Below are 24,533 nucleotides of genomic sequence, written 5' to 3' on the forward strand. Positions count from 1 at the left end.
ATGACAGATAAACAACCCGACCTGTGGTTCTCCTTCGTGCGCGCGCACCGGGCAATCATCAAAAAGATAGAAACGCAATTGTCGGAGGCGGGGCTGCCGGCGTACGCCTGGTATGACGTGTTATGGGGATTGGAAAGCGGGGAAAACGGCACGCGTCGCATGCATGAACTGGCGGACGTGTTGGTGATTGAGCGTTATAACCTGACCCGCCTGATGGATCGCCTGGAAAAAGAGCGGCTGGTCACGCGTTTCCGTTCGGATGACGACCGTCGGGCCTCCTTCGCCACCATCACCGAGGAAGGCAAGGCCCTGCGGAAAAAAATGTGGGAGATCTACCGCGCGGTGGTCAAAACCCACTTTCTCAATCAGTTCAGCGAAGAAGAGATCGCACGCTTCTCCGACGCGTTGGACAATGCGATGCAGCTGGCCAGAGCGTGATCAGGCATCGGGCGTGATGTGCAGAACGCGCAGCGCATCGGCGATCAGCGTCGAGGGAATTTTCTGCTCGTCGGCCAGCAGTTTGAGGGCACATAGCGCAATCCATTCCGCCTGCGGATAGTGAATTTCGCCCCGGGTGCGAGAATCCGAACCCACCGCGGCAAAGCGTGCGGGAATGAACCGCTTGAGCTGGTTGGCGAGCAGATGCGAATAGTCGGTGACAGCGACGACGGGGGCATTCCCGGCGCCCAGACACGTTTTCAGATGGCATTCGCCGCCGCTGTCCTGGCGCTGCATGTCGGCGAGTTCGGCATCCTGCGCCAACCGCGTGTAGCTGGGGCAGCTCCAGATTTCGGCCGCGATGCCCCAATTTTTCAACACCTCAGCCGCCTGCTGAACGCGGGCGAGCGCTCTGCCTGCGCCGCACAGGCGAACCTGCAACGGCGAGTCCGCCGCCGCCGCGACACGATACATCCCCTTGAACGCCTGCTCTGCGACAAACGGCTCACCGGAAGCGGGGGCATCATTGTCTGCGTTGGTCGCGAGATACACCATCTTTCTCGTTCCCTCCAGATAGAGCGCGTGCAGGGCGTGATGGAGTATCGCGCCGGTTTCCCGGGCATTGGCCGGATCGAAAGGCAGCCAGTCCGGCATGGCGGTGAGCTGGAGCGGGAACCAGGCCTGCACGCCTTTCGGCAAGTCGGTACTGCCGGTATCCGCATCGCTGATGAAAATCCCCTTGCGATTGGTTTCCGGCTCAAGCCCTCGGAGCATGTCCACCGAAGGGGTGTTGACGACGTAAAACAACGGTTTCTCATAACGTTCTGATTGATGGCCAAACCAGAGCGGCCAGGCGGTGGCGTAGCGGGAGCTCGGCGGTTCGGCGCGCCTTCGGCCGTCGATGAGCCAGATGTTGCCACTGGCGTTTAGTTCGCTCAAGGCTTCCGCCGTCCAGGCGGTGGAAGAGGGAAGCGCCGCGCCGGCGTTCTGGCTGACGGAGGCCATCTTGCGGATACAGGCTTCGGCCAGGGTTCTGGTCCTGGCGGAGGCGGCAGGCATTGTTATACGTTGAGGCGACATGCGGAGCATTCCCTTTAAGTTGCAAGTGCGATGATTGTAATTGCAATTCATGGCGTGTGCCAATGACTTCTGAACAGGTCGCAGCCATCCAGGCGTGACCCGCGGCGATATATTCAGGTTCTGCAGACGCGATCCTATTTGTTTCACCGACCAGACAGCCGCAATCCGTTGTCCTTATTTCTGCGGTTTTTTATAAATGACGGGCAGCTAAAAACGGTTTGCCGATAGGGATAATGCGCGTGTCAATCCGCGTTAAACGAGAATATCGGCATCTTAAAAATAAAACGAAATAAGGATGAAAGCATATGCCTGGATTTAATTATGGTGGTAAAGGAGATGGGACTAACTGGAGTTCTGAACGCGGTACGGGCCCTGAGCCGGGGGGCGGAGATAAAGGCCATTCCGGCGATCGCGATCGCGGCGGCGCCGGCGTTGGCAACAGCCCGGAACAGCAACAGATAGCGGCGATCCAAAACGATCCGGCGCTGCGCATGAAGCTGGAGGCGGTGATTAAGGCGGCGCGCAGAATTAACCCGGATGCGAAATTGCATATTGAAAGCGTCAGCCCATCCGGCACGCTGAGCCTTTCCGCCACCGGTTTGACGGCCGAGCAGGCGAAGCACATTGGCCTGGGGGGGCTGGTGATGGGGGTCAACGCCAAGGGGGTGACAGTGGCGATCGGGGATATCGAAACCGGCCATGCGCGCAAGCCCTCACCCCCTGGCAAAGGCGGCAACAATGGCCTGAATGCCGGGCAGATCGGCGCCTCTTCGTTAGGCAGTTTCATGACAGACTCGCATCGCGATCGGCCCGTCAGCGGCTGGCATGGCAACGGCAAAACCGGCGAATTCTCGACGACCCGCACGACCGGGAGTTACTACGGTTTTCATCATTTGAAGGTGGAAAAGCAAGACGGAGTGGCGACCTACAACCTCTACTACAAGGCCAATAAGAACCGGCCCGCGTTTATCGCCGTGGTGAGAGGGGATAACCTGAATGCCATGGAGGTGAAATATGCCAACGGCAAGCCGGTAAAATCGCCCGGCTCGGTAAAAACGATCGTTAAGGAATTCGTCGAATATCAAAATGCGGAATTAAAAGCCATCAAGGATGGCGTCAGCCTGGCCGCAGGTATCAATAAAGATATTGCGGAAAAGATCGGCGCGAAATACGCCAAACTCGCCAAGGATTTGGAGGCGGGAATTCAAGGAAAATATATCCGCAACGTGCAAGATGCGGAGAAAACCTACGAGCAATTGACGAAGGGCCTGAACAAAAAGCTCAAGGCGCAGGACAAAGCGGCGATTGTCGCCTGGCTGAAAATGATCGATGCGGAACAGTATGCCCGCAATGCGCGGGTATTGGGCAAGGTCTTCACCGGGGTGGACTGGGCGATCAAGGGCGCGGATCTGGTAAACGCCGCGATTGAAGGTTTCTCAACCGGCAACTGGAAAGCGTTCCGCAACCAGCTCGAAGCGCTCGGGTTGTCGATCGGCGCAGGGTATACGCTTTCCGCTATCGCCGCGTTTTTCGCGCCGACGCTGGTGTCGTCGACGGTGGGCATTTTCGCCTTCGCTTACCTGTTTGGCTGGGCCACCAGCTATATCGATGCGGAACGTGCGGGGGAGCTGGAGAAGTGGGTCGCTGACCTGTAACGGCATGAGGGGGCTGGCCCCCTCATTTTATCCCTCACACTCTCTACCTCTTTCACACCACCGGCGCCACCGTCAGCAGCAGATTGGCGAAGCGGCGCCGTTCGCCGGAGGCGATCACCAGCAGCGTCCGATCCGATTTGACCGCGGCGTAAAACGCCTCGCGCGGCAGGTGCTCGATCGGGCAATGTTCTGGCAGCAGTTGCCGGTATTCGGCTTCGATAGTGTTGGTGAAGTCGGGCGGGCAGGCCATCAGCGCCGCGCTTTCCACGTTGATGCAGGCCAGCAGTTTTTCCAGGATTGGCGGTGCGGCGAGCGTGCCGGGCGCCAGGTTCAGATAGACCACGGTGGCGTCTTTCGGCGCGTGCGTCACGCAGGCGTAATTGCCGTCGGCGATCAGCACCTGGGTTTTATGCCCGCATTGCGCCAGCGCGGCGAGCAGCGGCGGGTGAGTGATGGCGGATTTGATCATAAAGCGATTCCTGAATAGGGGAGCGGCCGTGCCGCCCGCAGCTGAACTACATGCGGAAGATGCCGCCGTTGATGTCGAGAGTGGCGCCGGAGATGAAGCCGTCGTATTCCGCCGCCAGGAAGGCGATGGCCCGGGCCACGTCGTCCGGCGTGCCTGCGCGGCCCAGTGGGATGGCGCGAACGGTTTCCTCCGCCGATGCCTGGGTGGTGTGGCGATTATGAAAGCGGGTGCCGAGGATCAGGCCGGGCGCCACCGCGTTCACCCGGATGCCGTGCTCGCCCAGCTCCGCCGCCAGCGAGCGCGTCCAGGTGAGCACCGCGCCCTTGGTGGCGGAATAGACCAGCGAGCCGGCGTGCCCGCCGGCGCGGCCGGCCAGCGAGGCCAGATTGATGATGCTGGCGCCGTTCGGCGCCGCCTTCAGGTGCGGCAGCGCGCTCTGGGTCACGTTCAGCATGGTGGTCATGTTTACGTCGATCACGGTTTGCCAGAAGGCGCGATCGATCTCGCCCAGCCATTTGCGCCCGACGATGCCGCCGACGTTATTGATCAGAATATCGATGCCGCCGAGAAACTCGGCGCCGGCCGAGACGCAGCGCAGCGTTTCGTCGGTGTCGATGAGATCGGCGTAGCCGTAGGCGGCCTTTTGTCCGAGTGAATGGGCCAGCGCCACCAGCGCCTTGGGGCCGCTTTCGTCGCTGTGGTAGTGAAAATAGATGTCGCACCCGGCCTTGATCAGCCGCTCTGCGGTGGCGCGGCCGATGCCCTGTTCCGCCCCGGTGATAAAGACCTTTTTGCCCGCAAGATCGCCCATGATTGACTCCTTATTGGTTCGTTAAGAATTGATGACGCCTTCACGCTGTTTGGCGCAGTAGAAAATGCAGATCAAACCGGTGGCCAGCAGGCACGAAGCCAGGAAAAACAGCCCCGGCGCGCTGCTGCCGGTCAGATCGTTCAGCACGCCCACCGCATAGGGGGCGACAAAACCGCCGATATTGCCGATGCAGCTCACTACCGCCAGCCCGGCGGCCGCGGCCGCGCCGGTGGAGATATTGGCGGGCATGGATAAGAACGGCGGCACGGCGGTGTAGATGCCGATGGCGGCAATGCACAGGAATGACAGCGCGACGAGCGGGTCGTATTTAAAAAACGTCACCGCCCCCATCAGGCCGATGGCGGCAAGCACCATGCTGAGGCCGGCGAACATGCCGAGCTTTTTGGTTTTGCTGGCCCACAGGCTCCACGGATACACCAGCAGCGCGGCCAGGCCGTAGGGAATGAGCGCCAGCAGGCTGACGCGAAAGATATCGCTGCCGGAAATGGCGCTGATGATCGACGGCAGCCAGGTGCCGAAGCCGTAAATGCCGCATACCATGCCGAAGTTGAGCAGCGCGTAGAGCAGGTACTTTCTGTTTTTAATGCCCTTGAGGAAGTCGCCCAGCGTGATTTTTGAGCCGGATTTGGAGCGGCCGGCGTTGCTCATCAGCCAGGCTTTTTCCTCCACGTTCAGATAACCGACGTCCTTGGGCGAGTTCTTGATCAGGAAGGGGATCAGCAGGCCGATGACGATCGGCGGCAGCCCTTCGAGGATGAACAGCAGCTGCCAGGGGGCGAAGCCGAACCAGTCATGCTGAATATTGAGAATAAAGCCGGAAATCGGCGAGCCGACCGCGTTGGACAGCGGCTGGACGATGATGAACATGCCGAGAATTTTGGTGCGGTATTTTTCCGGGAAGAAGACCGTGAAATAATACACCACCGAGGGAAAGAAACCGGCTTCGCACACGCCCAGCATAAAACGGCAAATATACAGCTCCAGCGGCGTGCGCACAAAACCGAGCAGGGTTGCGAAGATGCCCCAGGAAATTAATATTCTGGCGAACCAGATGCGCGGGCCGAATTTAATGGTGCCGGCGTTGCTGGGTATTTCAAACAGGAAATAGCCGATAAAGAAAATTCCGGAAGCGAAGCCGAAAGCCGAGGCGGTCAATCCCAGATTATCTTCCAACGCTTTGGCGGCGTAGGCCATATTGTTGCGGTCGAGAAAGGCCAGGAAATACAACAAGATCATGAGGGGGACAATATGCAGCGTCAATTTCCTGATGGCACTGCGTTCAATATCCTTTGGCATTGTTTTTTTCATCATGGTTTTTCCCATGTGGTTAATCGGAATAATAGCGGCCCGGCCCAAAGTCATGAGCGGCGTGCTGAATAACGACGTTGCGTGCATAAAGCGTCGCACCGTTTATTTATTGCGACGACGCTGTTTTTTCTGATTTTGGCTGCGCCGATCCGGACGATGCCGGCTGCGCATCGCCTGGGTAAGCCGTTTTTACCGTATTAACCGGCGGTTTTGACGGAACGCCGGCTGATGACCGTCGGCGGGAAGAGAAACTCGCCGGGCGGTTGCGAATCATTGTTGATGTGGCCGATCAGGCGTTCGACCATCAGCTGCGCCATCTCGGCCAGCGGTGGGCCGATCGACGTCAACCCCGGTTCGGCCAGGCCGGCAAGCGCGATATTGTCGATGCCGACCACCGAAATCTCTGCTGGCACCTGGACGCCGGCGGCGCGCAGCCCCACCATCAGCCCGATGCCCAGCGCATCGTTAATCGCCACGATGCCGTCCGGGCGCGGCGTCAGCGCGAGGATGCGGGATGCCAGCGTCAGCCCCAATTCGAACATCTCCGTGTCGCCGTAGGCGCTGGTGGCTTTACCTTCGATCACCCGTTGGCGTTCGCTCAAGTTGTGCCCCAGCGCACTCAGAAAACCGTCGATCTTGTGGCTGCGCCCCACGGTCAGCGCCGCTTCGGTGGCGAACACGATATGTCGGCAGCCGCGTTCGAGCAGGTGCTGCGCGGCCAGACGCCCGGCGGCGAGATTGTCCATCGACACGCTGTCGAACAACCGGCTGTCGGCGACCATCGGCTCGGCGAACGGGCTGTCATAGCTGACGATCTTCATGCCCCGCTCGGCCGCCCGGACAAAATGGGTCTGGCGGATGTCGCTCGCCGCCACGATGATGCCGCGCACGCCATGCAGAAACATATCGTCGATAAACGCGGCTTCCTCCTGTTCCTGCCGGTAGGCGTTGCCGAGCAAGACGCGGTAGCGGTGAGCGCGCGCCGCGCTGTCGACGGCGTGCGCCAGCGCCGAAAAACTCGGGTTAACGATCGACGGCAGCAGCAGGCCGATGATCTTCGCCTGTGGCGTGAGGTTCACTGCGGTGCGCGCCGGACGATAGCCCAGGGTGTCCATCGCCTGTTCGATGCGCTGACGGGTCTGTGCGCTCATCTGGTGGTTGCGATTATTCAGCAGGTTCGACACGCTGCTGATGGACACGCCGGCCAACCGCGCGACATCACGAATATTTGCCATTTGCCGATCCCTTGCTGCCTGCCGTTAGCCTGCAATCTATAAGGGAAGGCGGGCGCAGGCAAGCCGCAACCGGGGCGAAACCCGCACGGGATCGCGCATTTGTGAGAGTCGTCAGGCGCAGGGCTGGTTGTTTACTAAACAGCAAAGGGCGGCGGCCATGGGGTGACGCGGATGAGTGAGATCTGCGAAGCATCTCTCGTTTATCGCCCTTCGGGGCGGCGGGTTCTGTACTATTGTTTTCTCTTTGCGGCACGTTCCAGGCCGATGGGGCGCTGGGCGCAACGGAGATCACAGATGAACAAACGGGAATTAGAAAGCGCGATTGTCACCGATTTTTCCAAACGCATGAGCTATGGCGACTACCTGTGCCTGGACCAACTGCTGGACTGCCAGCACCCGCTCTCCAATCCGCCGCATCATGACGAAATGCTGTTCGTGATACAGCACCAAACCTCCGAACTGTGGATGAAACTGATGCTGCACGAGCTGCAGGCGGCGCTGCGGCTGGTGCAGCAGGACAAACTCAGCCACTGTTTCAAAATCCTCGCGCGCGTCAAACAGATCCAGCGGCTGCTGTTCGAACAGTGGGCGGTGCTGGAAACGCTGACGCCGTCGGAATACGTTGAGTTTCGCGATGTGTTGGGCAGCTCGTCGGGCTTCCAGTCGCATCAGTACCGGTCGATCGAGTTTCTGCTCGGCAACAAGAATGCCGCCATGCTGGCGGTGTTCAGCAGCGATGCGGAAAAACACGCGGCGCTGAAGGCGATCCTCGAAGCGCCGAGCCTGTACGACGAATACTTGCTGTACCTGGCGCGCCACGGTTTGCCGATCCCGCAGGAGTGCCTCAAGCGCGACTGGACGCAGCCCTATCAGCGCAACCCGGATCTGCTGCCGGCGTTCAAAGTGATCTACGACAACCCGCAGACCTATTGGGAAGCGTATGAAATGGCGGAGAAGCTGGTGGATATCGAAGAGAGTTTCCATCTGTGGCGCTTCCGCCATATGAAAACGGTGGAGCGGATCATCGGCTTTAAGTCGGGCACCGGCGGTTCCAGCGGCGTCAGCTTCCTGAAAAAGGCGTTGGACCTGACCTTTTTCCCCGAACTGCTGGACGTGCGTACCGAAATCGGTGCCTGAGACACTGTGAGGGGGAAGGGCGATGAGCGTGAGGATTATCGATAAGGCGGCGGAGAAGGTGGTGGGGGTAAGAGTGGTGGGGCCGTATCCGCAGACCATCCCGCAGGGCTCGCAGCAACTGCTGGCATGGCGGCAGCGTCACGACGTGCCGTTCGGCAAATGGCTGGTGTTGTACTGGGACGATCCGGCAGAAGTGGCGCCGGAAAAGCTGCGCGCCGACGTGGTGATGAGCGTGGCGGACGATTTCGCGCTGCCGACGGGCAGCGCGGGTATGAGCGTGCAGACGCTGCCCGCTGGGCAGTACGCGGTTTACCGCGTACGCATCAGCGATGGCGATTTCGAACGGGTATGGGGCGAGTTTTACCAGAAGCTGCTGCCGGCCAGCGGCTATCAGCCGGTTGAGGGGGTGAGCTATGAACACTATCTCAACGACTGCGAGGCCGACGGCTATTTCGACCTCGAGATTTACCAGACGGTGAAGAAGTGGTGAGAGCAGGGTGATGCGAAGAGAGGCTGAATCGATGGGATGTGCCGATTCAGCCTGTGATTGTCATTCCGCTCAATTTAGAGGGACGTGAACAGGCGAGCGAGAGTGTAAGTTTATTTTTCTACCGGACCTATACCCGTATTGTTTTCCTTTAGTCGGTTGCTATCTACCCATCCCTCAACTTGTTCTCCTTTACGATTGAAGTACATGACGTAATAGTAACCGTGGTAGTCGAGGTAAGCATTGACCTTATCGTTAGGTATAATAAATACCTCACTTTCTTTACATCTTAAGTCGGGAGCAGAGTGAAAATACAAACGTCCTTTGCCGATAACAGAGAACCCATTATTTGAGTTTTCAATATGCGTTGAGTGAGTCTGAGCTGCTTGGTCTAGTGTGCTGCAGTTGACGGCCGCCATGGTGTTGAATGTGATAAACAGTAAAAAGAGAAGTGTTTTGTTCATATAAGCCGTCTTTACGGGGAACTCATTCCAGGTTAAATGTGACTTTACTCAGGCAGTCTGGGTTTCTTTCCGCAAAACTAAATGTAATCGTTTTACCGTGCTCATCAGGTGGGGTCGTAAGGCTGGTTACTTCATCCACGGAGTGGCCCCGAGGAAAGTCACTGAATGTCAGGTTTGGGTAGTGCTTTTTGACCGTTTTTAGCTCGATACAATAACCGGAAAGATCCATGGAAAGTAAAACTATCTTGTTGCCTGATGACTTGTGGGTTCTAAATGTCAGTTGGGTGACTTTTACATCTGCGCTGATAGAGAATCCGGAAGATCTATAGAATTTAACATATTCATTCTCATCATAATTGTCTAACGGCTGCGGAATGAGTGTGTCTAACTTTGGATGGGGAAGAGAAAGTTGATGATTAATTTTTTCAATAAACTCCCATAGATTTGTGTTTTCCATATTACCACCTTGTGCAAAACATAAGCTTGATGTGAGTAGAGTGGATAAAATAAATTTATTTTTTAGAGACGTATTTATCATACCATCCGCCATAATAGTCTTCATACAGCTCACCCGTGTTTGAGGTGCGTTCCCCTCGGCCAAAAATCCTACCTATACTCTCTTCAGCTTGTTGCCGTGTCTTTGTACCACTCTTTAGATTCTCATAAATTTCATTGTAGGCCGCTTGATTTTCAGGGTTGCCAGCAATACCGATGTCAGTACCCGTATTAGCGAAAATTTCGCGTTGAACCTCAATGTTTTTAAGCGTTGCGGCCCCTTCATCACGTAACATACTGTTGAGGTAGGTCTCACGAGATGTCAGATCCGTTTTTGGCGTGTAGAGAGCATGTCCGCTCTCATGAGCGAGGGATTGCACGGTCTCAAGGGGATTATGCAAATGGTTGCTATCAATAACAATCACTTGATCTTGGCGTTCGACAAAGGTTCCTTTTCCCATTGTACCGGGTTTAATCCCCCAGCCTTGAGCTTTGAGTTTATCTAGATCGCGGCTCAACGTCGGTGACTTTGCCGCCAGCTCATTCACCTCGTTGCCAAAAGGGGTTACAGCGGCAGCCGGTTTAGCCGGTGCCGCTGTCGCCGCCCGAGGGGCGGCGTTATCCGGCTTTCCCGGCGTACCACTCGCCTCCGCGTTCGGGAACAGCTGATCGACGGCGCTCTGGATCGCCGCCTGATGGCCGCCGCCCGGTGCGGCGGTGCGTGCGGCGCCGCCGGGCTGGTTGAGATCCAGCTGGCCGCCAGTGTTGATCGCGCCATCCTCTTTCACCGTGATATTGAAACTGGTGCCGGTGATGTTGATTTGGCCGTCCGCCAGCAGTTCGATCACGCTTTCGCCGCACTCGAGCCGCAGCGATTCGCCGGAGCCGAGGGTAAAGGCATTGACCACGGCGTCGCTGCGCGTTTTGCCGGTCAGCGCGGAGGATTCGCCTTTGACGCCGGTCGCCTGATTGAGCACCACCCGTTTGATCTGGTTACCGCCCACCAGATGCGTGTGGTCGTTAGCGATGGTGTGGCTTTCATCGTTTTTCACCTGGGTGTCCATGTTGCGCTCCGCCTGGATCCACACTTGTTCGGCGCCGGCCTTGTCTTCGAAACGCAGGGCGTTGGCGTTGTCGGCGGTGCCGTCCTTGGTGCGGCTCATAAAGCCCATCTGGGTGGCGGCGGCCGGCAGCGCCCACGGCGGCATGCTGGCTTCGTTATAGACGCGCCCGGTGACGATCGGCCGATCCGGATCGCCGTTGATAAAGTCCACCACCACTTCGTCGTTCACGCGCGGGATCTGCACCCCGCCGTAGCCTTGGCCGGCCCAGGCGCTGGAGACGCGCACCCAGCAGGAGCTGCCGTCGTCTTTCGGCCCGAAGCGATCCCAGTGGAACTTCACCTTGATGCGGCCGTATTTGTCGGTCCAAATCGATTCGCCGGCCGGGCCGACCACCCGGGCGGTCTGCGGTCCGTGGGTTTTCGGCCAGGTGGCCTGCTGCGGCGGGTGCCAGGGCACGTCCGCCGGCAGGACGATGAAGTCGATGCGGTGTTCGCTGCTCTGATCGTCGCCGCTGGCGTAGCGATTCTCTTTCAGATGGTAGCTGGCCTGCAGCGTCAGATATTCGCGATTGTCGTCGGCATGCGGGGCGTTATACAGCGTGAAGGTACTGCCGGGGGCGATGCCCATGGCGGTGGCGGTGCCTCGGATCTGCTGATGTTCGGCCTGCCAGGCTTCCTGGCGCACGCGGGCGTAGAACTCCCCCTGCTGATGCTCGGTATAGCGGCCCGGCCAGTCGTAAACGTCGATTTGCCCCGGCGTCGGCGAGACCGGGTTTTGCCGCGCCTGGAACAGCCAGGCGTTCGGTTTGCGGAAATCGTAGTCGTCCAGGCTGTAGATGCCCGGCGTGACGCGATCGGACAACGTCCACTGGCTGATGCCTTCCTCGCTGGTGCTGCCGCCCGACGGCGTCAGGTGGTAGGGGATCATCTCATAGCCGGGATAGGGCTGGTGATGGTGGGGGGCGTCCCCGAGCACCAGCGTGTGTTTGCCCATTTCGTGTTTGAAATAGTAATAGATGCCCTCCTGCTCCATTAGGCGGCTGATGAAGTTGAAGCTGCTTTCGTTGTACTGCACGCAGTAGCCCCACAGACGATAGTCGCCGGTCAGCTGATCTTCCAACTGCACGTTGTGCTCCGCCAGCAGGGTCTTGACGATCTGCGGCACCGTCTGTTCCTGGAAGATGCGGAAATTGCGGTCTTTGGTCATCGGCCACAGATCCGGCTGCACGTGCAGGTTGTACACCGCGTAGCGCGTGCCGCCGATCTCTTCGCTGCTGACGGCGATGGCGGTGATCTTACCGTTCAGGTAACGCGGGGCGCTGAGAAAGCCCTGGGTCGGAATTTCCAGCGTCAGCGGTTGGCCGAGCAGCGCTTTGCGATCGAGGCGCGCGTCGGTGCTCAGCAATTCAATAGAGAAGTCGAAAGGAGTGGAAAGCGCTTCGATACCGTCCAGCGAGCGAAACAGCAGTTGCTCCTGGCCCAGCGGCGTGTGCGCAATAATGCGATCCAACATGAGAACGTCCTCTGTGATTGACGTCATGCCCTGCATACTCCGGCGTTGCAGCGGCCTTGCCGCGCGGCCAATGAGGGGGCAGTTGCTCGTCAGTCTCATGAAATAGGGGAAACCCCGCCGAGGCGGAGTTTCAGAACGGGATTAGCCGGCAGTGGCCGGGTTGACCAGCCAGGTGCCGGCGGTGTCGATACTGAGCTGCTGGCGGCGGAGCCGATCGTTGTGACGGATCTCCAGCTGATAGCGGCCCGGCGCCAGGTTCAGGCTGGCGAAGCCGTTTTCGCCCGGCGTCACCTGCTGCGGCTTGCCGTCGAGGCTGACCTGCTCACCCGGTTGCAGTTTGAAGTACACCAACGCCACCGGTTGCGCCGGCGGCGCCGCTTTTTCAGGTTCCGCCGCCGCAGGCTGCGCGGTTTGCGGCGCGCTCGGCTGCTGCGTCAGGGTTTTCTGCGCCGGTGACGTCTCGCTGTTTTGAGCGACGGCCTGGGCATCGTCCTTGCCGCCGCTCAGCCAGGCGATCGCGCCGATCACCAGCAGCGCGGCGACGCCGGCGCCGGCCATCATCGGCCGCGAGAATTGGGTGCCGCGCGCGGTAACGGTGCCGGCTGCGGCCGCAGCGGCGGCCGGGTTGGCGGCGACCAGCAAGTTCTCCGGCGCGGCGGCCGGGGTGCTGATGATTTCGTTTTCATCGGCGATCGGCAGATGCAACAGCTCGGCCATTTCGTCGATGGTCTGCGGGCGGTCTTCCGGCTTCAGCGCCAGCGCGCGATCGACGGTGCGCAGCAGCTCCGGCGAGTAGCCGGCGGGGCGCCGCTCGGTCAGCGGCTGGTAGCTGTCTTCGATGCTGCGCACCACGCTGACCGGCGGCGGCGAACCGACGATCAGCGTGTGCAGCACGGCGCCGAGCGCGTAGATATCGGTCCACGGCCCTTGTTCGCCGTCGCTGTTCTCGGTGTACTGCTCGATCGGCGCGAAGCCCGGTTTGAGCATGATCTCCGTTTCGTCCGACAGGTTGCCGATCTCTTTGCGCGCCGACCCGAAGTCCAGCAGCACCGGTAGTTGGCTCTCCTGGATCTGGATGTTATCCAGCGAAATGTCGCGGTGCAGATAGCCTTCCTGATGGATGGTGTTGATGGCGCTGAACAGCGGCGGCAGCAGCCGACGGATCCACGCCTCGTCGATTTTCTCCGGCTGCTGCGCCTGCAGGTTTTTCAGCGTGGTGCCGCTGTAAAACTGAGTGCCCATATAGGCGGTGCCGTTCTCTTCCCAGAAGCGCAACACGTGCAGCAGACCGGGATGCGAGAAGCGCGCCAGCAGACGCGCCTCCTGAATAAAGCTGTTCAGCCCGGCCTGGAAAGTTTTGCCGAAGCGTTCGCCGCGCAGCCCGATGCTGAGATCGTCGTTGCGTTTCGCCAGCGAGGTTGGCATGTACTCCTTGATGGCGATGGTGCGTTCCAGTTGGTGATCGTAGGCGCGGTAGACGATGCCGAAGCCGCCTTCGCCGATCGCTTCCTGGATCTCGAATTCATTGAATCGATAGCCGCTCGGCAGGCTGTTCGAATTCGGTTTAGTTATCCCGGTTCCCGACATAGTGATGACTCTCTGTGTTCAAAGGGCCGCCGTTTCGGCGGCCGCGGCGTTATGCCTGAAATTGACAAATGAATTCGTTATTCTGCAGCGCGATATGCAGCTGGCGATAGCGCTGGTCGTTGGCGCTGCTGGCCAGCAGGGTGTGGCTGATCTGCGGCAGCAGGGTGTTGGTCAGGATGGCGTCGACCATGCGGCCGCCGGACTCCACCTCGGTGCAGCGGCTGACGATCTGCTCGATGACCGCGTCGTCGAAGGTGCAGGCGATGTCGTGATTCTCCGCCAGGCGACGCTGAATGCGGCCCAATTGCAGGCGCACGATGTTGCCCAGCGTGGCGTCGGTCAGCGGGTAATACGGCACCACCAGCAGGCGGCCGAGCAAGGCGGCCGGGAACACCGACAGCAGCGGTTGGCGCAGCGCGCCGCTCAGCGCCTCCGGCTCCGGCAGCAGCTCCGGATCGCTGCACAACCCGGCGATCAGATCGGTGCCGACGTTGGAGGTCAGGATGATGATGGTGTTGCGGAAATCGATATGACGGCCTTCGCCGTCCTCCATCCAGCCCTTGTCGAACACCTGGAAGAAGATTTCATGTACGTCCGGATGCGCCTTTTCGATCTCGTCCAACAGCACCACGCTGTAAGGACGGCGGCGAACCGCCTCGGTCAACACGCCGCCCTCGCCGTAGCCGACATAGCCGGGCGGCGCGCCTTTCAGCGTCGAAACGGTGTGCGACTCCTGGAATTCGCTCATGTTGATGGTGATGACGTTCTGCTCGCCGCCGTACAGGGTTTCCGCCAGCGCCAGCGCGGTTTCGGTTTTGCCGACGCCGGAGGGCCCGGCCAGCAGGAATACCCCGACCGGTTTGTTCGGATCGTCCAGCCGCGCCCGTGAGGTGCGCACCCGGCGGGCGATCAGATCCAGCGCATGGCGTTGGCCGATGACGCGCTGATTCAGGGTGTCGGAGAGCTGCAGCACCGCTTCAATCTCGTTTTTCACCATGCGGCCCAGCGGGATGCCGGTCCAGTCGGCCACCACCGCCGCCACGATGTTGGCGTCGACGGCGGCGAAGATCAGCGGCGCTTCGCCCTGCAGCGCGCTCAGCTGCTGCTGCAGTTCGCCCAATTGGGCGCGCAGCGCGTCGGCATCAGGGCGCGTATGCGTCTCTTCGTCGGTGCTCGCCTCTTCTTGGGCGTGCAGTTGGGCGCGCAGCGTGATGATCTGCTGGATCAGCGCCAGCTCCTGCTGCCAACGCTCGGTCAACTGTTCGAGTTCCTGGCGCAGCGCGGTCAATTGGGCTTCAATCTCCTGCGGACGCAGGGGATCGCCGATGCCGACCTTGGCCTCGCGGCGGGCGATATCCAACTCTATCTGCAGCGCATCGATGCGGTGGCGGCAGTCTTCGACCTGGGCGGGCTCGGCATGTTGGCTGACCGCCACGCGCGCGCAGGCGGTATCCAGCAGCGCCACCGCCTTGTCCGGCAACTGGCGGGCCGGAATATAGCGATGGGACAGCCGCACCGCGGCGTCCACCGCTTCATCCAGCAGCAGCACGCGGTGGTGTTGCTCCAGCGGGCTGACGGTGCTGCGCAGCATCAACAGCGCTTTGTCTTCGCTCGGTTCGTGCACCTGCACCACCTGGAAACGTCGGGTGAGCGCCGGGTCTTTCTCGATGTATTTCTTGTATTCCGACCAGGTGGTGGCGCCGATGGTGCGCAGTTGGCCGCGCGCCAATGCCGGTTTCAGCAGGTTGGCGGCGTCGCCGGTGCCCTGGGCGCCGCCGGCGCCGATCAGGGTGTGAATTTCGTCGATAAACAGGATGATCGGCGTCGGGCTGGATTGCACTTCGTCGATCACCGCCTGCAGCCGTTTTTCAAACTCGCCCTTGACGCCGGCGCCGGCCTGCAGCATGCCGATGTCCAGCAGGCACAGCTTCACGTCGCGCAGCTGCGGCGGCACGTCGCCGGCCACGATGCGCAGCGCCAGGCCTTCCACCACGGCGGTTTTGCCGACGCCGGCCTCGCCGGTCAGCAGCGGGTTGTTCTGGCGGCGGCGCATCAGAATATCGACGATTTGCCGGATCTCTTCATCTCGGCCGGCCACCGGGTCGATCTCGCCGTTGCGCGCTCTGGCAGTCAGATCCTGGGCATACTGCGCCAGCACGCTTTCACCGCTGTGCGCCGCGCCGGGCAGGGGCTCGGCGCCGCTTTGCGCCGCCGCGTCCTGGGCGTTTTCTGCCGAGTGAGCGGTAATGGCGGCGAACTGTTCCATCAGCAGATCGGCGTTGATGCGCTCGAACTGCGGGGAAATGGCCTTCAGCAGGTGGCGCAGGCTGTAGGTTTTCAGAATGCCGAGCAGCAGGTGGCCGCCGCGGATGCGCGCCGCGCCGAACTTCAATGAGCCATAGACCCAGGCGCGTTCTACCGCGCTGTCGATGTGCTCGGACAGATCGGAGATGGCGCTGGCGCCGCGCGGCAGGCGATCGAGCGCCTCGACGATGTCGCGCGCCAGCTGCGCCTCGTCCAGCGCGAAGTGGCGAACGATCTGCTGCAGATCGCCGTCCGGCGATTGCATCAGCTGATGCAGCCAGTGCGCCAGTTCGACGTAGGGGTTACCGCGCAGCTTGCAAAACGCCGTCGCACTTTCCAGAGAGGTGAATAACAGGCTATCCAGTTTGCCGAATAATACCGAGCGGCTGATTTCAGACATGGTTTTCCTCAGGTCTCAGAGTGGCCTGACGCCGCCGGGCGCCGGCCGAAATAGGGTCAGAACGGGTTTTCCAGCGGTTCAGGGCTGAAGATCAGATCGTCGAGATCGCGCTGTCGCCGATGGTCGGCCAGCCAACTGCTCAGGCCCAATCGCTGCGCGCCGCCGAGCTGGATGCCGTGCGCCTGTTCCTTCGCCAGGATCAGGCGCACTTCCCAGACGAACTCGATGCCCAGGTATTGGCGCACCCAGTCGCGCAGTTGCCGGCACAGATCGGCGCCGGGCAGAAAGCGGTCATAGTCCTGCTGCGGCATCGGCCCCAGCTCGATGCGGAACTTGTGCTGGATATCCCGCACCGCGATGCCGAGAAAGGCCGACTCGCCGAGCCGCGGCGCGCCGCGTCCGGCCTTGAGCCGCGCCTGCTCGCGCGGCTCCACCCGCAGCCAGTGCGGCACGTTTTCGACGATGCGCACCGGCACCTTGAAATACTGCTGCAAAATTTTGCTCAGGCCTTCCGGATCGCGGCTGTGGCGAATCAGATGACCGGCCATAAAATGTTTAGCGTGGGCGTTGATGCTGTCGCGCTCTTGCTGCGCCGGCTGGCCGATGCCGATCAGGCTCGACAGGTACTCGTCGAAGCGCCGGTTGTCGGGGCGATCCAGCGACACCGTCGGTTGCGCGTCGGCCCAGGCGCGGTAAAACAGCAGCGTCAGCCGGTGATGGAACAGATTGGTGAACGCCAGCAGGGTGGTGTCCTGATGGTGATACACCCGTTCGCGCACGTATTCGGTCAGGTGCAGCGGCAGCGGCCCGTTGGGGCCGAACAGGCCGAAGCTGAAGATCGAAACGTCGTGCAGCGGGCTGTTGGCGCGCGGCGTCACCTGCGCCAGCGTGGACGGCGCGAACGACAGCGAAGGTTCCTGGCCCAGGCGCAGCATCTCGTGGCGCGGCAGCGGCGCGCGCCCCAGCAGGTAGGGTTGGCCGCCCTGGGCGTCGATGCGCCGCAGCAGTTGAAACAGATCGTGCTTGTAAGGCGCGCTGCGCAGCCGCGGCCAGAAGTCGTCCGGCAGGCGATACAGCGCGTTGATCTGCGGCGGCGCCAGTTCGGTGGCGATCATCTCCGCGTTCATATCAGCGTCCTTTTGCCCATGCGTGCCTGCCAGTGGGCGATCTCGCCGCGCTGCTGGCTGGAGAGCGTCATCTCGGTGAAGGTGTTCATCGCCACCAGGCGCGAGAACAGGCGTTCCAGCACGCTGCCGAGCAGGTAAGGACTGTTGCCGGAGAACGCCTGCTCATCGACCGTCAGATCGATGGCGATGCCGCGCGCGAACACGATGGGGCCGGGTTCAGGCACTCGCCGATAGACCGGCCGCAGGTTGCAGTGGCGCACGCCCTGGATCTGTTTAGCGATCGCCGGCTCGCTCAGGTTGCCGTACAGCCCCAGCAGCTGGCGCAGGCTGGCGGCGCCCTGTTCCGGATCGCCGTCCATCATGCTGAGGTAATTCAGCTGCAGCTGACTGATCAACCGCCAGGTGATCATCCCTTCGGCCAGCGCCGGACGCGGCGGCGTAGGGCCTTTGCGCAGCGAGACCTGCTTGATCGGGATTGAATCGGGCATCACGAAATTGCCCTGATCCTGCTGCAACAGCATCAACGGCAGGTCGCGGCTGGTGCACAGCACGTCGGCGGTGAGGTATTTCAGATCGCTGTGCCACGGCGACTGCCGTTCGTCCACCAGCGATACGAACACTTCCGAACCGGCATAGCCGGTGCGGGTGCCGTAGCGGCGGGCGTGTTCCGACAGCGTGCGCTGTTCGCGCCGCAGCGAAAAGTAGGCGCCATAGTTGCCATCGTCCGCGCTCAGGGTGCTGTAAAACGGCCGAAACTCTTGCTCGTAGCGTTTTTCGCTGGCGCTGCCGCCGAGCCGCTGCACCGAAAACACTTCGTAATCCAGCGGCCGGATATTGTCGACCACCAGATGGTATTCGTGGTTCTTTTCGTTGATCGCGATGCGTTCGGCCACTTTCGGAAACAGGTTGATCACCGGCGTGCAGTGCAGCGCCAGGTGAGCAACGTCAACCACCCGTTCCAGCGCGGCGTCGTGCCTATCGAGCAGCACCACGATTTCGAACTGGCGCAGGGCCTTTTTCCCTTCGCGCACGCTTTGCAGCAGCGGGCGCAGGCCGTTGACGCTGAAGAACTGGAAGCGCGCCGGGAAGGCGAAATATTCTTGCAGCAGCCGGTAGCCTTCGAAGTTGCGCAGATCGTTGGGCAGCAGCGCCTGATCGGCGGCAAAGCCTTCCTGTCGCAGCCCGTCCAACGCCAGCGCCCGCCGCTGCGGCTGAGCCTCCACCGTTTGGCAGACAAGCCCGACGCTGTGCTGCATCAGCAACTCCAGGAGCTGCTGCGCTTGCATGTCCGGCCCGGCCAGGTAAAACATCAATTGGTCCAGCTGCAGGTTGTTGAGCGTCACGCTTTCGTAGCACTCGAGCCGAATGCGCAGCGCGCTGACGCAGCCACTGTGCTGCAGCCCCAGCGAGGCCAGCGGAATATCGGCCGGAATGCCGCCCAGCTCGACGCCGGCGATGCGCACCGGCTGCAGCGTGACGTCATGCGCCGTGGTGTAACTGCAGGTAATGCCGCTTTTCTTCAGCGTCTGGCTGTCCATCATGGTGCCGCGCGGCACCACGAAGCCGTTGCTGATATCGCCTTTACTGCTGTCCGGCTGCAGCTCGGCGATCGCCATCGACGGCGTCGGCGACAGGTAGTTGGGGTAGATGATCTCCAGCAAGCGCTGAGAAAAGCGCGGGAACTCGGCGTCCATTTTCAGCTGCACGCGCGAGGTGAGGAAGGCGAAGCCCTCCATCAGACGCTCGATATAAGGGTCCGCCACGTCGATGCCGCGCATGCCGAGACGGCCCGCGACCTTCGGGTACTGTTCGGCGAACTCGGCGCCCATCTCACGCAGATAGGCCAGCTCGCGGTTGTAATAATCTAACAGTTTACTGTCCATCGCCTTACCCTATGTCTTTCAGATCGAAGTGGCCGTTTTCCAGATCCACGTCGGTACGGAACAGAAACTCCAGCGGATAGGGCACGCACCACAGGCGGCCCTTGATTTCGATCGACAGCACGTTGTGCAGCTCCAGCGAGCCGGTGTCCGAGATGCAGCGCACCTGCAACCCGTCGGGCAGAATGCGCGGCTCGAAATGGAGGATGGAATCGGTCAGCGCGCGCTGAATGTCCAGCCATTCGATGTCCGACATGCGCTTGCCCGCCAGCGAGGCGATGCCGTAATTCAGGGTGGAACGCCGCACCTGCGGAAAATCGCCGAGATCCAGATTGGATTCGCTGTTGACGCAGTTGAACAGCCACTGCAAATCGCGCAATACCCGGCGGCGCAGCTCGCTGTGCGACACCAGGTTGCGCACCTGCGCCTCCTGCTTTTTCTGCGGTTCGTCGTCGGTCAGCATGTCGAGCAGCACCGGCTGCATTTTGTCGCGTGAAGTCAGGCGTTCGCTGTCCTGACGAGAGCGATAGCCCTGGCGGCGCAGATCGCCGCCGTCATAGTGGGGTGGGCGCTTGTCGTTCATGGTCAGGCGCTCGCGTCGAAGCTCAACTGCCGCAGGCTGTGCAGCGGGAATTCGTCGCTTTCGCTGAGCCAGGTCTTCAGGCCCAGCCCCGTATAGTGGGCGCCGTCGCCCAGCGGTTGCCATTCGGTGCGTTTGCCGAGCAGCAGCGCGTCGTCGCTGCCTTCGGGCAGCGGGTAACGGGCGGGCAGTTGGCATACCTGTTCGCGGCCGTCGGTCAGGCGCACCAGCGCATGGCTCCACACCAGATCGATGGCGCTCTGTGGCGCCTGGAACTGGATCGCGGCGATGTCGGCAAACGGCACCCAGTAGTAAACGCCGTTGAGCGCCAGCTCGCACACCGGCCCGAGGCGGCCGTCACCGTCGGTCAGCCAGTCGAAACTCAGTTGCCGCTCTTGGTCGCCTTCGGCCAGCATTAACCGCCCGGCGCCGGCCGGGGCGGCCTCCAGCGCCTCATCGCGCAGCGTCTGGGCCTGCTCGGCCGCCCCTTGCGCATCCTGATGCAGCGCCTGCACCATCAGTTTCAGCCAGGGATGCGCCTGCCGCAGCAGCGTCGGCGCGGCCGTGCCGGCGAATACCGCCTGGCGTTGCAGCTCGGCGTTGACCGACTGCATCAGCAGCAAGGTGGTTGGTTGGGCGATCGGTTTCAGCGCCTGCCAGGATTTCAACTGCGCGTTGGCGCGCGTCCAGTTGCCGCTCAGACACAGCAGTTGCACCAGCGCGGCGCGCAGGTCGGCATCCGCCGGTTTTGCCTTGATATCGTTCTCGACGGCGGTGATGGCCGCGGCGATCGACTGGCCTTGCAGCATGCTTGCTAATGATTTCACAGGCTTTCCTTATAATCAGTGAGTGGCGCCGTTAACCGACAGGTAGCTGCCGCTGGCGGGATCGACCCGGTCTGCGGCCAACTGTTCCACCAGCTTGAAGGTCAGCGGGGCGGCGGCGCTCAGCAGCGGCTGCCAGGCGGTTTGCGCCTGCTGCACGCGCTGTGTGATCTTGGTCTCGTCGGCGGCGTCGACACGCGGCATTTCAACGATCGCTTCACCGTTGAACGCCCAGGCGTGCAACTGCGGTTCGAAGGTCAGCAGCAGGAAGCTGCCCGGCGCCTGCGGGTTGCCGCCCAAAATGAGCCGTTGGGCGTTGGCGCTGACGACGGTCAGCGCGCGATCGCCGCCGTTGATCTTCGCCAGCGGGTAACCTTGCAGGAACCACAGCGTCGGCGAGAGGGTTTGCCCGCCGTGTTGCAGCGTGACCGCGCCGCTGCCTTGCAGCCAGCCGTCCTCGCCGCAGCGCAGCGCGTCGCCGGCGGGAATGAACAGCGCGCCGCCGGTGGCTTCGTCACCCCAGAAGGTGCGGAAGTGGCAGCCCTGCGGCAGGCTGAAACGCTGTGGCGGCGCGGTGTCCGCCTGCGCAGAGGTGACGGCCACCGCCGCAGGAATGGTCGGCGGCGGCGGGGTTTGCGGCTGCTCGGCGGTCTCTTGCTTGACCACCGGTTTCCAGCCGCGCGCTTTGGCGGCTTCGCCGGTCGCCAGCTTCTCACCGCGCTTGTCGGTCAGCGTCCAGGGCAGATGACCGGCTTTTGGGCACTGCTTTTCCAGCAGATTGCCGACGCGGGGCAGAAAGTCGTTCAACACGGCCGGATCTTTGCCTTGCGCCGAGACGATGCGCAGCGGGATGCTTTTGCCGCACCAGCTTTCCGGATTGCTGTTCTTGACGTCATCGATAAACACTTCCAGCTTCTGGCTGGGGGAGTAAACCAGGCGATAGTTCATCGCCTGCGCGGTCGGTACCGCCATCAGGGCGACGAGCCCCGGCATCCAGTATTTCATAGTGAACCTTGCTGTGAATGTGCGCCGACTCAGTCGCGGATGAGAAACCGTTCCGCATCCGCCAGCGAATGCAGCAGGGTGGTTTCCTGCGGTGAGCCAATCCAGACGGCGATAGCGCTGTAGTTATCGCTGTTATTGTTTTTCTTCCATGCCTGCTGCATCAGGGCGATCCACTCGCTGGGGGAGTTGACCATGTGCAGCGACTGTTCCAGTTCGGCCTGGCTGAAGCTGTGCCAGAAGCCGTCGGTGCACAGCAGGAAAACGTCGCCGTCTTCCAGCTGCAGCACATCGCTGTAGGTGGCGTCGCGCTCTTCGTTGAGCCCCAGCGCGAAATACAGCAGGTTACTGTTGATGCCGTTGGTCTGATAGCCGGCGTCCTGCATCTGTTGGATCAGGCTGTGGTCGGTGGTGACGGCATGCAGGTAGCCGCGGCGGAACAGGTACAGGCGGCTGTCGCCGGCGTGCGCCCAGTAGGCCAGCTGGTAATCGCGATCGATAAACAGACTGACCAGCGTGGTGCCCATCTTGCTGTATTCGTCCGACTGCCGCTGCTGCTGGTGGATGGCGGCATTGGCGCGCGTAATGTGCTGACGAATGCTCTGGGCGTTAAGGTGCTTTTCGCCGTCGAAGTTTTGCAAAATGGTGTCGCGCGCCAGTTTGGCGGCGATATCGCCGCCCGGAAAACCGGCGATGCCGTCGCACACCACGAAGCAGGCGGCGCGGTTGCCGAGTACCTCGCCGGTCTGATCCTGGTTGGAGGCGCGGCCGCCCTGATTGGAGGTAGAGGCTATGGTGATATTCATTACGCGTCCGGTTTGGTCTGTGAGTCTTTGTATTGATTCACTTCAACGTCATAGGCGTGCAGGAAGGCTTCGCCGAACAGGGTGTGGAAATCGTCCTCGATCTCGCCGGAGGTTTGCTGATAGTTCTTCACAAAGTAGTCCCACAGCGCGGCCTTGCGGTTGGCGGGCAGCGAAAGACGCGGCGCCACGCCTTCCTTGCGCGCTTCCTCTTCGAGGCGCTCCGGGTTGAACGACTGCAGCATGGCGGCGATGATGGCGCGAATGCCGGCGATCATCCCCAGCTGGTGCGCCTGCAGGTCGATCAGCGCATCGCGCACCGCCTGTTCCGGCGGCATAAAGCCCGGCATCTGGCTGCCGAACATCTGCATCAGCACCGTTTTCCCCGAAGGCAGCAGTTTGAACGGGTTGTTGGCCTCGTCGAGGATCATGGTCATCTCAGCCTTCACGCCGCGCTTGAGGATCGAGCGGGATGAGAGCAGGGCGACGGTGCCTTGCGAGAACAGGCTCAGCAGGCGGCCGGCCTGGCGGATCTGTTGTTCGTCGAAATGCGGCTGCGGCTGCAGATCGTCGAGACCGAGGCCTTGCAACAGCGCCGTCAGCAGCGGCCCCTCCAAGGTGTCGCCATTCGGCGCGGCGGCGTGCTGCCGCTGGGCGGACTGGTAGGCGACCGGATCGATGCCCAAGCGGTTGCCCTGGCGCGGGCGCGGAGGTTGCGCAGGCGGTTCCTGCTGGCTGAACTGCGGCGCGGGTTGGGGTTGCGGCTCGGGTCTCTGCACGGGCGGCGGCGTCGGCTGTGGGCGCGGCGCTTGCGGTTGTGCGGCGATCGGCGCCGGTGGTGGGGACGGCGGTTGTGCCGGTTCCTCCGGCTGAGCCAGCGGCACGGCGCCGCCCATCAACAGCCCCAGCGGGTCGTTGCTGTTTAACGTCTCTGGCGAAGCGGGCGCGGATGAACCGCCGAACAGCGCCAGCGGATCCAGCTCTTGTTCCGGTTGCTGCGCATTCTGGACGGGGGGAGCCGGGCGCGGTGGCGCAGCCTGCTCCGCCAGCAGCGCGCTGGGGGTGGTGTCGGCCAGGATATGCTCACGCTCAAAAGTGGAGTCGGTGTTGAACAAGGCGGCCGGATCGGTTTGCTGTTGCTGCAATTGGCGCAGATCGACATCGCCTGCCAGCTGCGCCAGCGGATCGGCCGGATTCAGCTCGCGAGTGGGGGTGTCCAGCAGCGGATGATTGTCCGGATTGGCGATCGGCGGCGGTGTGACGGCGGCCGACGCATTCGGCGTAAATTCTTCCACCAGGCTGTCCCAGATTTCGTTGGGGATAGGCGCGGCGGATTTTTCTTTGGCGGCAGCAGCAGGGGCCGCAGCAGCAGGGGCCGCAGCAGCGGCAGCGGCCTTGGCCACCGGTTGAGCCTGCGGCGCGGCGTGCTGTTGCAGCGCGCTGACTTCAATCTGGTAATCGTCGATGCCGAGCACGTCGCCATCCTGCAGTTCAACCTGGCGGCCACGCTCCAGCGGAATATCGTTCAGCAGCACGCGGGTGACGTTGCCGCGATTGGTGATGCGGCATTCGCCGTCAGAGGAAATGTGCACGATTGCCTGCAGACGGGAAATGGCGCGCTCTTCGTCCGGCAGCACCAGGTTATTGTCCACGCTGCGGCCGATGGTGCCGCCCGGCGGCAGAAAATCGCAACTGCTTTGCGGCGGAACCTGGCCGCTTTTATTTTTTACAATGGAAAATCGCATAAGGCATTCCTGCTGATGGGGATTTTAGACTGCTTTGGGCGTATGTTGATTTAGTCATCTAATCAGATGGCTAACTTCGATTCTTTTCTTCTTTGTAATAGGTGT

The 24,533-nt window shown here is 61.4% G+C and carries 21 protein-coding genes; 4 read left to right on the top strand and 17 right to left on the bottom strand.

Annotation, left to right across the window (positions count from 1 at the left end):
• Complete coding sequence (locus ACJ8PE_RS02795) at positions 1 to 438, top strand: MarR family winged helix-turn-helix transcriptional regulator (RefSeq protein ID WP_033643576.1); 438 nt, start codon at positions 1 to 3, stop codon at positions 436 to 438.
• Here ACJ8PE_RS02795 and ACJ8PE_RS02800 read toward each other — a convergent pair whose 3' ends face one another.
• Positions 439 to 1,518: a transketolase-like TK C-terminal-containing protein gene (locus tag ACJ8PE_RS02800; RefSeq protein ID WP_142002630.1), complete on the bottom strand. Its 1,080-nt coding sequence runs from the start codon at positions 1,516 to 1,518 to the stop codon at positions 439 to 441.
• 305 nt (positions 1,519 to 1,823) lie between these two features.
• On the opposite strand from ACJ8PE_RS02800, the gene ACJ8PE_RS02805 reads away from it, so the two are divergent.
• Positions 1,824 to 3,173, top strand: a complete 1,350-nt coding sequence (locus tag ACJ8PE_RS02805; RefSeq protein WP_197793612.1) for a colicin-like pore-forming protein — start codon at positions 1,824 to 1,826, stop codon at positions 3,171 to 3,173.
• Between the two features lie 52 nt (positions 3,174 to 3,225).
• On the opposite strand, the gene ACJ8PE_RS02810 is transcribed toward ACJ8PE_RS02805, so the two are convergent.
• From ACJ8PE_RS02810 to ACJ8PE_RS02825, 4 genes are all read right to left on the bottom strand, one after another.
• Positions 3,226 to 3,642 carry an RbsD/FucU domain-containing protein gene (locus ACJ8PE_RS02810; RefSeq protein ID WP_033643572.1) on the bottom strand — a complete coding sequence of 139 codons (417 nt, stop codon included), beginning with the start codon at positions 3,640 to 3,642 and terminating at the stop codon, positions 3,226 to 3,228.
• A gap of 46 nt (positions 3,643 to 3,688) precedes the next feature.
• Positions 3,689 to 4,453 carry an SDR family NAD(P)-dependent oxidoreductase gene (locus ACJ8PE_RS02815; protein ID WP_042784898.1) on the bottom strand — a complete coding sequence of 255 codons (765 nt, stop codon included), beginning with the start codon at positions 4,451 to 4,453 and terminating at the stop codon, positions 3,689 to 3,691.
• Between the two features lie 21 nt (positions 4,454 to 4,474).
• Positions 4,475 to 5,710, bottom strand: coding sequence for an MFS transporter (locus ACJ8PE_RS02820; protein WP_232092928.1), 1,236 nt, complete (start codon positions 5,708 to 5,710; stop codon positions 4,475 to 4,477).
• 269 nt (positions 5,711 to 5,979) lie between these two features.
• Positions 5,980 to 7,017 (bottom strand): LacI family DNA-binding transcriptional regulator, encoded by a 1,038-nt coding sequence (locus tag ACJ8PE_RS02825; protein ID WP_197793613.1) that lies wholly within the window; start codon positions 7,015 to 7,017, stop codon positions 5,980 to 5,982.
• Positions 7,018 to 7,311: 294 nt separating this feature from the next.
• Between ACJ8PE_RS02825 and kynA the strand changes: the two genes are divergently transcribed.
• Together kynA and sbmC are read left to right on the top strand one after the other, a co-directional pair.
• Positions 7,312 to 8,154, top strand: coding sequence for a tryptophan 2,3-dioxygenase (gene kynA, locus ACJ8PE_RS02830; protein ID WP_033643569.1), 843 nt, complete (start codon positions 7,312 to 7,314; stop codon positions 8,152 to 8,154).
• Positions 8,155 to 8,176: 22 nt separating this feature from the next.
• Positions 8,177 to 8,644, top strand: a complete 468-nt coding sequence (sbmC, locus tag ACJ8PE_RS02835; RefSeq protein ID WP_197793614.1) for a DNA gyrase inhibitor SbmC — start codon at positions 8,177 to 8,179, stop codon at positions 8,642 to 8,644.
• Positions 8,645 to 8,754: 110 nt separating this feature from the next.
• On the opposite strand, the gene ACJ8PE_RS02840 is transcribed toward sbmC, so the two are convergent.
• The 12 genes from ACJ8PE_RS02840 to tagH form a co-directional block, all read right to left on the bottom strand.
• Entirely contained in the window at positions 8,755 to 9,105 is a 351-nt protein-coding gene (locus ACJ8PE_RS02840; protein WP_232095015.1) for a hypothetical protein, read from the bottom strand.
• 22 nt (positions 9,106 to 9,127) lie between these two features.
• On the bottom strand, positions 9,128 to 9,667 hold the full coding sequence (locus tag ACJ8PE_RS02845) for a hypothetical protein (protein WP_127554720.1): 540 nt from the start codon (positions 9,665 to 9,667) through the stop codon (positions 9,128 to 9,130).
• Entirely contained in the window at positions 9,618 to 12,176 is a 2,559-nt protein-coding gene (locus tag ACJ8PE_RS02850; protein ID WP_197761269.1) for a type VI secretion system Vgr family protein, read from the bottom strand. Before ACJ8PE_RS02850 ends, ACJ8PE_RS02845 begins: the two co-directional genes overlap by 50 nt.
• A 141-nt stretch (positions 12,177 to 12,317) precedes the next feature.
• On the bottom strand, positions 12,318 to 13,763 hold the full coding sequence (locus ACJ8PE_RS02855; protein WP_042784894.1) for a serine/threonine protein kinase: 1,446 nt from the start codon (positions 13,761 to 13,763) through the stop codon (positions 12,318 to 12,320).
• A 49-nt stretch (positions 13,764 to 13,812) separates the two neighbouring features.
• Positions 13,813 to 16,467, bottom strand: a complete 2,655-nt coding sequence (gene tssH / locus ACJ8PE_RS02860) for a type VI secretion system ATPase TssH (RefSeq protein ID WP_404768848.1) — start codon at positions 16,465 to 16,467, stop codon at positions 13,813 to 13,815.
• A 56-nt stretch (positions 16,468 to 16,523) separates the two neighbouring features.
• Complete coding sequence (gene tssG, locus ACJ8PE_RS02865) at positions 16,524 to 17,594, bottom strand: type VI secretion system baseplate subunit TssG (RefSeq protein WP_060660567.1); 1,071 nt, start codon at positions 17,592 to 17,594, stop codon at positions 16,524 to 16,526.
• Complete coding sequence (tssF, locus tag ACJ8PE_RS02870; protein ID WP_033643563.1) at positions 17,591 to 19,477, bottom strand: type VI secretion system baseplate subunit TssF; 1,887 nt, start codon at positions 19,475 to 19,477, stop codon at positions 17,591 to 17,593. The genes tssG and tssF overlap by 4 nt, the downstream gene beginning before the upstream one ends.
• A gap of 4 nt (positions 19,478 to 19,481) precedes the next feature.
• Positions 19,482 to 20,057 (bottom strand): type VI secretion system baseplate subunit TssE, encoded by a 576-nt coding sequence (locus ACJ8PE_RS02875; RefSeq protein WP_033643562.1) that lies wholly within the window; start codon positions 20,055 to 20,057, stop codon positions 19,482 to 19,484.
• 2 nt (positions 20,058 to 20,059) lie between these two features.
• Positions 20,060 to 20,881 carry a type VI secretion system accessory protein TagJ gene (locus ACJ8PE_RS02880; RefSeq protein ID WP_332108397.1) on the bottom strand — a complete coding sequence of 274 codons (822 nt, stop codon included), beginning with the start codon at positions 20,879 to 20,881 and terminating at the stop codon, positions 20,060 to 20,062.
• 15 nt (positions 20,882 to 20,896) lie between these two features.
• Entirely contained in the window at positions 20,897 to 21,883 is a 987-nt protein-coding gene (locus ACJ8PE_RS02885) for a hypothetical protein (RefSeq protein WP_033650844.1), read from the bottom strand.
• A gap of 29 nt (positions 21,884 to 21,912) precedes the next feature.
• On the bottom strand, positions 21,913 to 22,686 hold the full coding sequence (locus tag ACJ8PE_RS02890) for a PP2C family protein-serine/threonine phosphatase (protein WP_033643559.1): 774 nt from the start codon (positions 22,684 to 22,686) through the stop codon (positions 21,913 to 21,915).
• Positions 22,686 to 24,428, bottom strand: a complete 1,743-nt coding sequence (gene tagH, locus ACJ8PE_RS02895; RefSeq protein WP_404768849.1) for a type VI secretion system-associated FHA domain protein TagH — start codon at positions 24,426 to 24,428, stop codon at positions 22,686 to 22,688. Before tagH ends, ACJ8PE_RS02890 begins: the two co-directional genes overlap by 1 nt.
• Positions 24,429 to 24,533: the final 105 nt, after the last annotated feature.

The sequence above is a fragment of the Serratia sp. CY74737 genome (assembly GCF_052166775.1).
Classification (GTDB): domain Bacteria; phylum Pseudomonadota; class Gammaproteobacteria; order Enterobacterales; family Enterobacteriaceae; genus Serratia; species Serratia ureilytica.

Excerpts from the sequence above, each read along its gene's own strand:
- ACJ8PE_RS02805 (WP_197793612.1), top strand. The coding sequence starts at position 1,824 with ATGCCTGGATTTAATTATGGTGGTAAAGGAGATGGGACTAACTGGAGT.
- ACJ8PE_RS02850 (WP_197761269.1), bottom strand. The coding sequence starts at position 12,176 with ATGTTGGATCGCATTATTGCGCACACGCCGCTGGGCCAGGAGCAACTG.
- ACJ8PE_RS02810 (WP_033643572.1), bottom strand. The coding sequence starts at position 3,642 with ATGATCAAATCCGCCATCACTCACCCGCCGCTGCTCGCCGCGCTGGCG.
- ACJ8PE_RS02845 (WP_127554720.1), bottom strand. The coding sequence starts at position 9,667 with ATGAAGACTATTATGGCGGATGGTATGATAAATACGTCTCTAAAAAAT.
- ACJ8PE_RS02815 (WP_042784898.1), bottom strand. The coding sequence starts at position 4,453 with ATGGGCGATCTTGCGGGCAAAAAGGTCTTTATCACCGGGGCGGAACAG.
- ACJ8PE_RS02825 (WP_197793613.1), bottom strand. The coding sequence starts at position 7,017 with ATGGCAAATATTCGTGATGTCGCGCGGTTGGCCGGCGTGTCCATCAGC.
- tssG (WP_060660567.1), bottom strand. The coding sequence starts at position 17,594 with ATGAACGCGGAGATGATCGCCACCGAACTGGCGCCGCCGCAGATCAAC.
- ACJ8PE_RS02890 (WP_033643559.1), bottom strand. The coding sequence starts at position 22,686 with ATGAATATCACCATAGCCTCTACCTCCAATCAGGGCGGCCGCGCCTCC.
- ACJ8PE_RS02800 (WP_142002630.1), bottom strand. The coding sequence starts at position 1,518 with ATGTCGCCTCAACGTATAACAATGCCTGCCGCCTCCGCCAGGACCAGA.
- kynA (WP_033643569.1), top strand. The coding sequence starts at position 7,312 with ATGAACAAACGGGAATTAGAAAGCGCGATTGTCACCGATTTTTCCAAA.
- ACJ8PE_RS02885 (WP_033650844.1), bottom strand. The coding sequence starts at position 21,883 with ATGAAATACTGGATGCCGGGGCTCGTCGCCCTGATGGCGGTACCGACC.
- ACJ8PE_RS02820 (WP_232092928.1), bottom strand. The coding sequence starts at position 5,710 with ATGATCTTGTTGTATTTCCTGGCCTTTCTCGACCGCAACAATATGGCC.
- ACJ8PE_RS02855 (WP_042784894.1), bottom strand. The coding sequence starts at position 13,763 with ATGTCGGGAACCGGGATAACTAAACCGAATTCGAACAGCCTGCCGAGC.
- tssH (WP_404768848.1), bottom strand. The coding sequence starts at position 16,467 with ATGTCTGAAATCAGCCGCTCGGTATTATTCGGCAAACTGGATAGCCTG.
- ACJ8PE_RS02875 (WP_033643562.1), bottom strand. The coding sequence starts at position 20,057 with ATGAACGACAAGCGCCCACCCCACTATGACGGCGGCGATCTGCGCCGC.
- tssF (WP_033643563.1), bottom strand. The coding sequence starts at position 19,477 with ATGGACAGTAAACTGTTAGATTATTACAACCGCGAGCTGGCCTATCTG.
- sbmC (WP_197793614.1), top strand. The coding sequence starts at position 8,177 with ATGAGCGTGAGGATTATCGATAAGGCGGCGGAGAAGGTGGTGGGGGTA.
- ACJ8PE_RS02795 (WP_033643576.1), top strand. The coding sequence starts at position 1 with ATGACAGATAAACAACCCGACCTGTGGTTCTCCTTCGTGCGCGCGCAC.
- tagH (WP_404768849.1), bottom strand. The coding sequence starts at position 24,428 with ATGCGATTTTCCATTGTAAAAAATAAAAGCGGCCAGGTTCCGCCGCAA.
- ACJ8PE_RS02840 (WP_232095015.1), bottom strand. The coding sequence starts at position 9,105 with ATGAACAAAACACTTCTCTTTTTACTGTTTATCACATTCAACACCATG.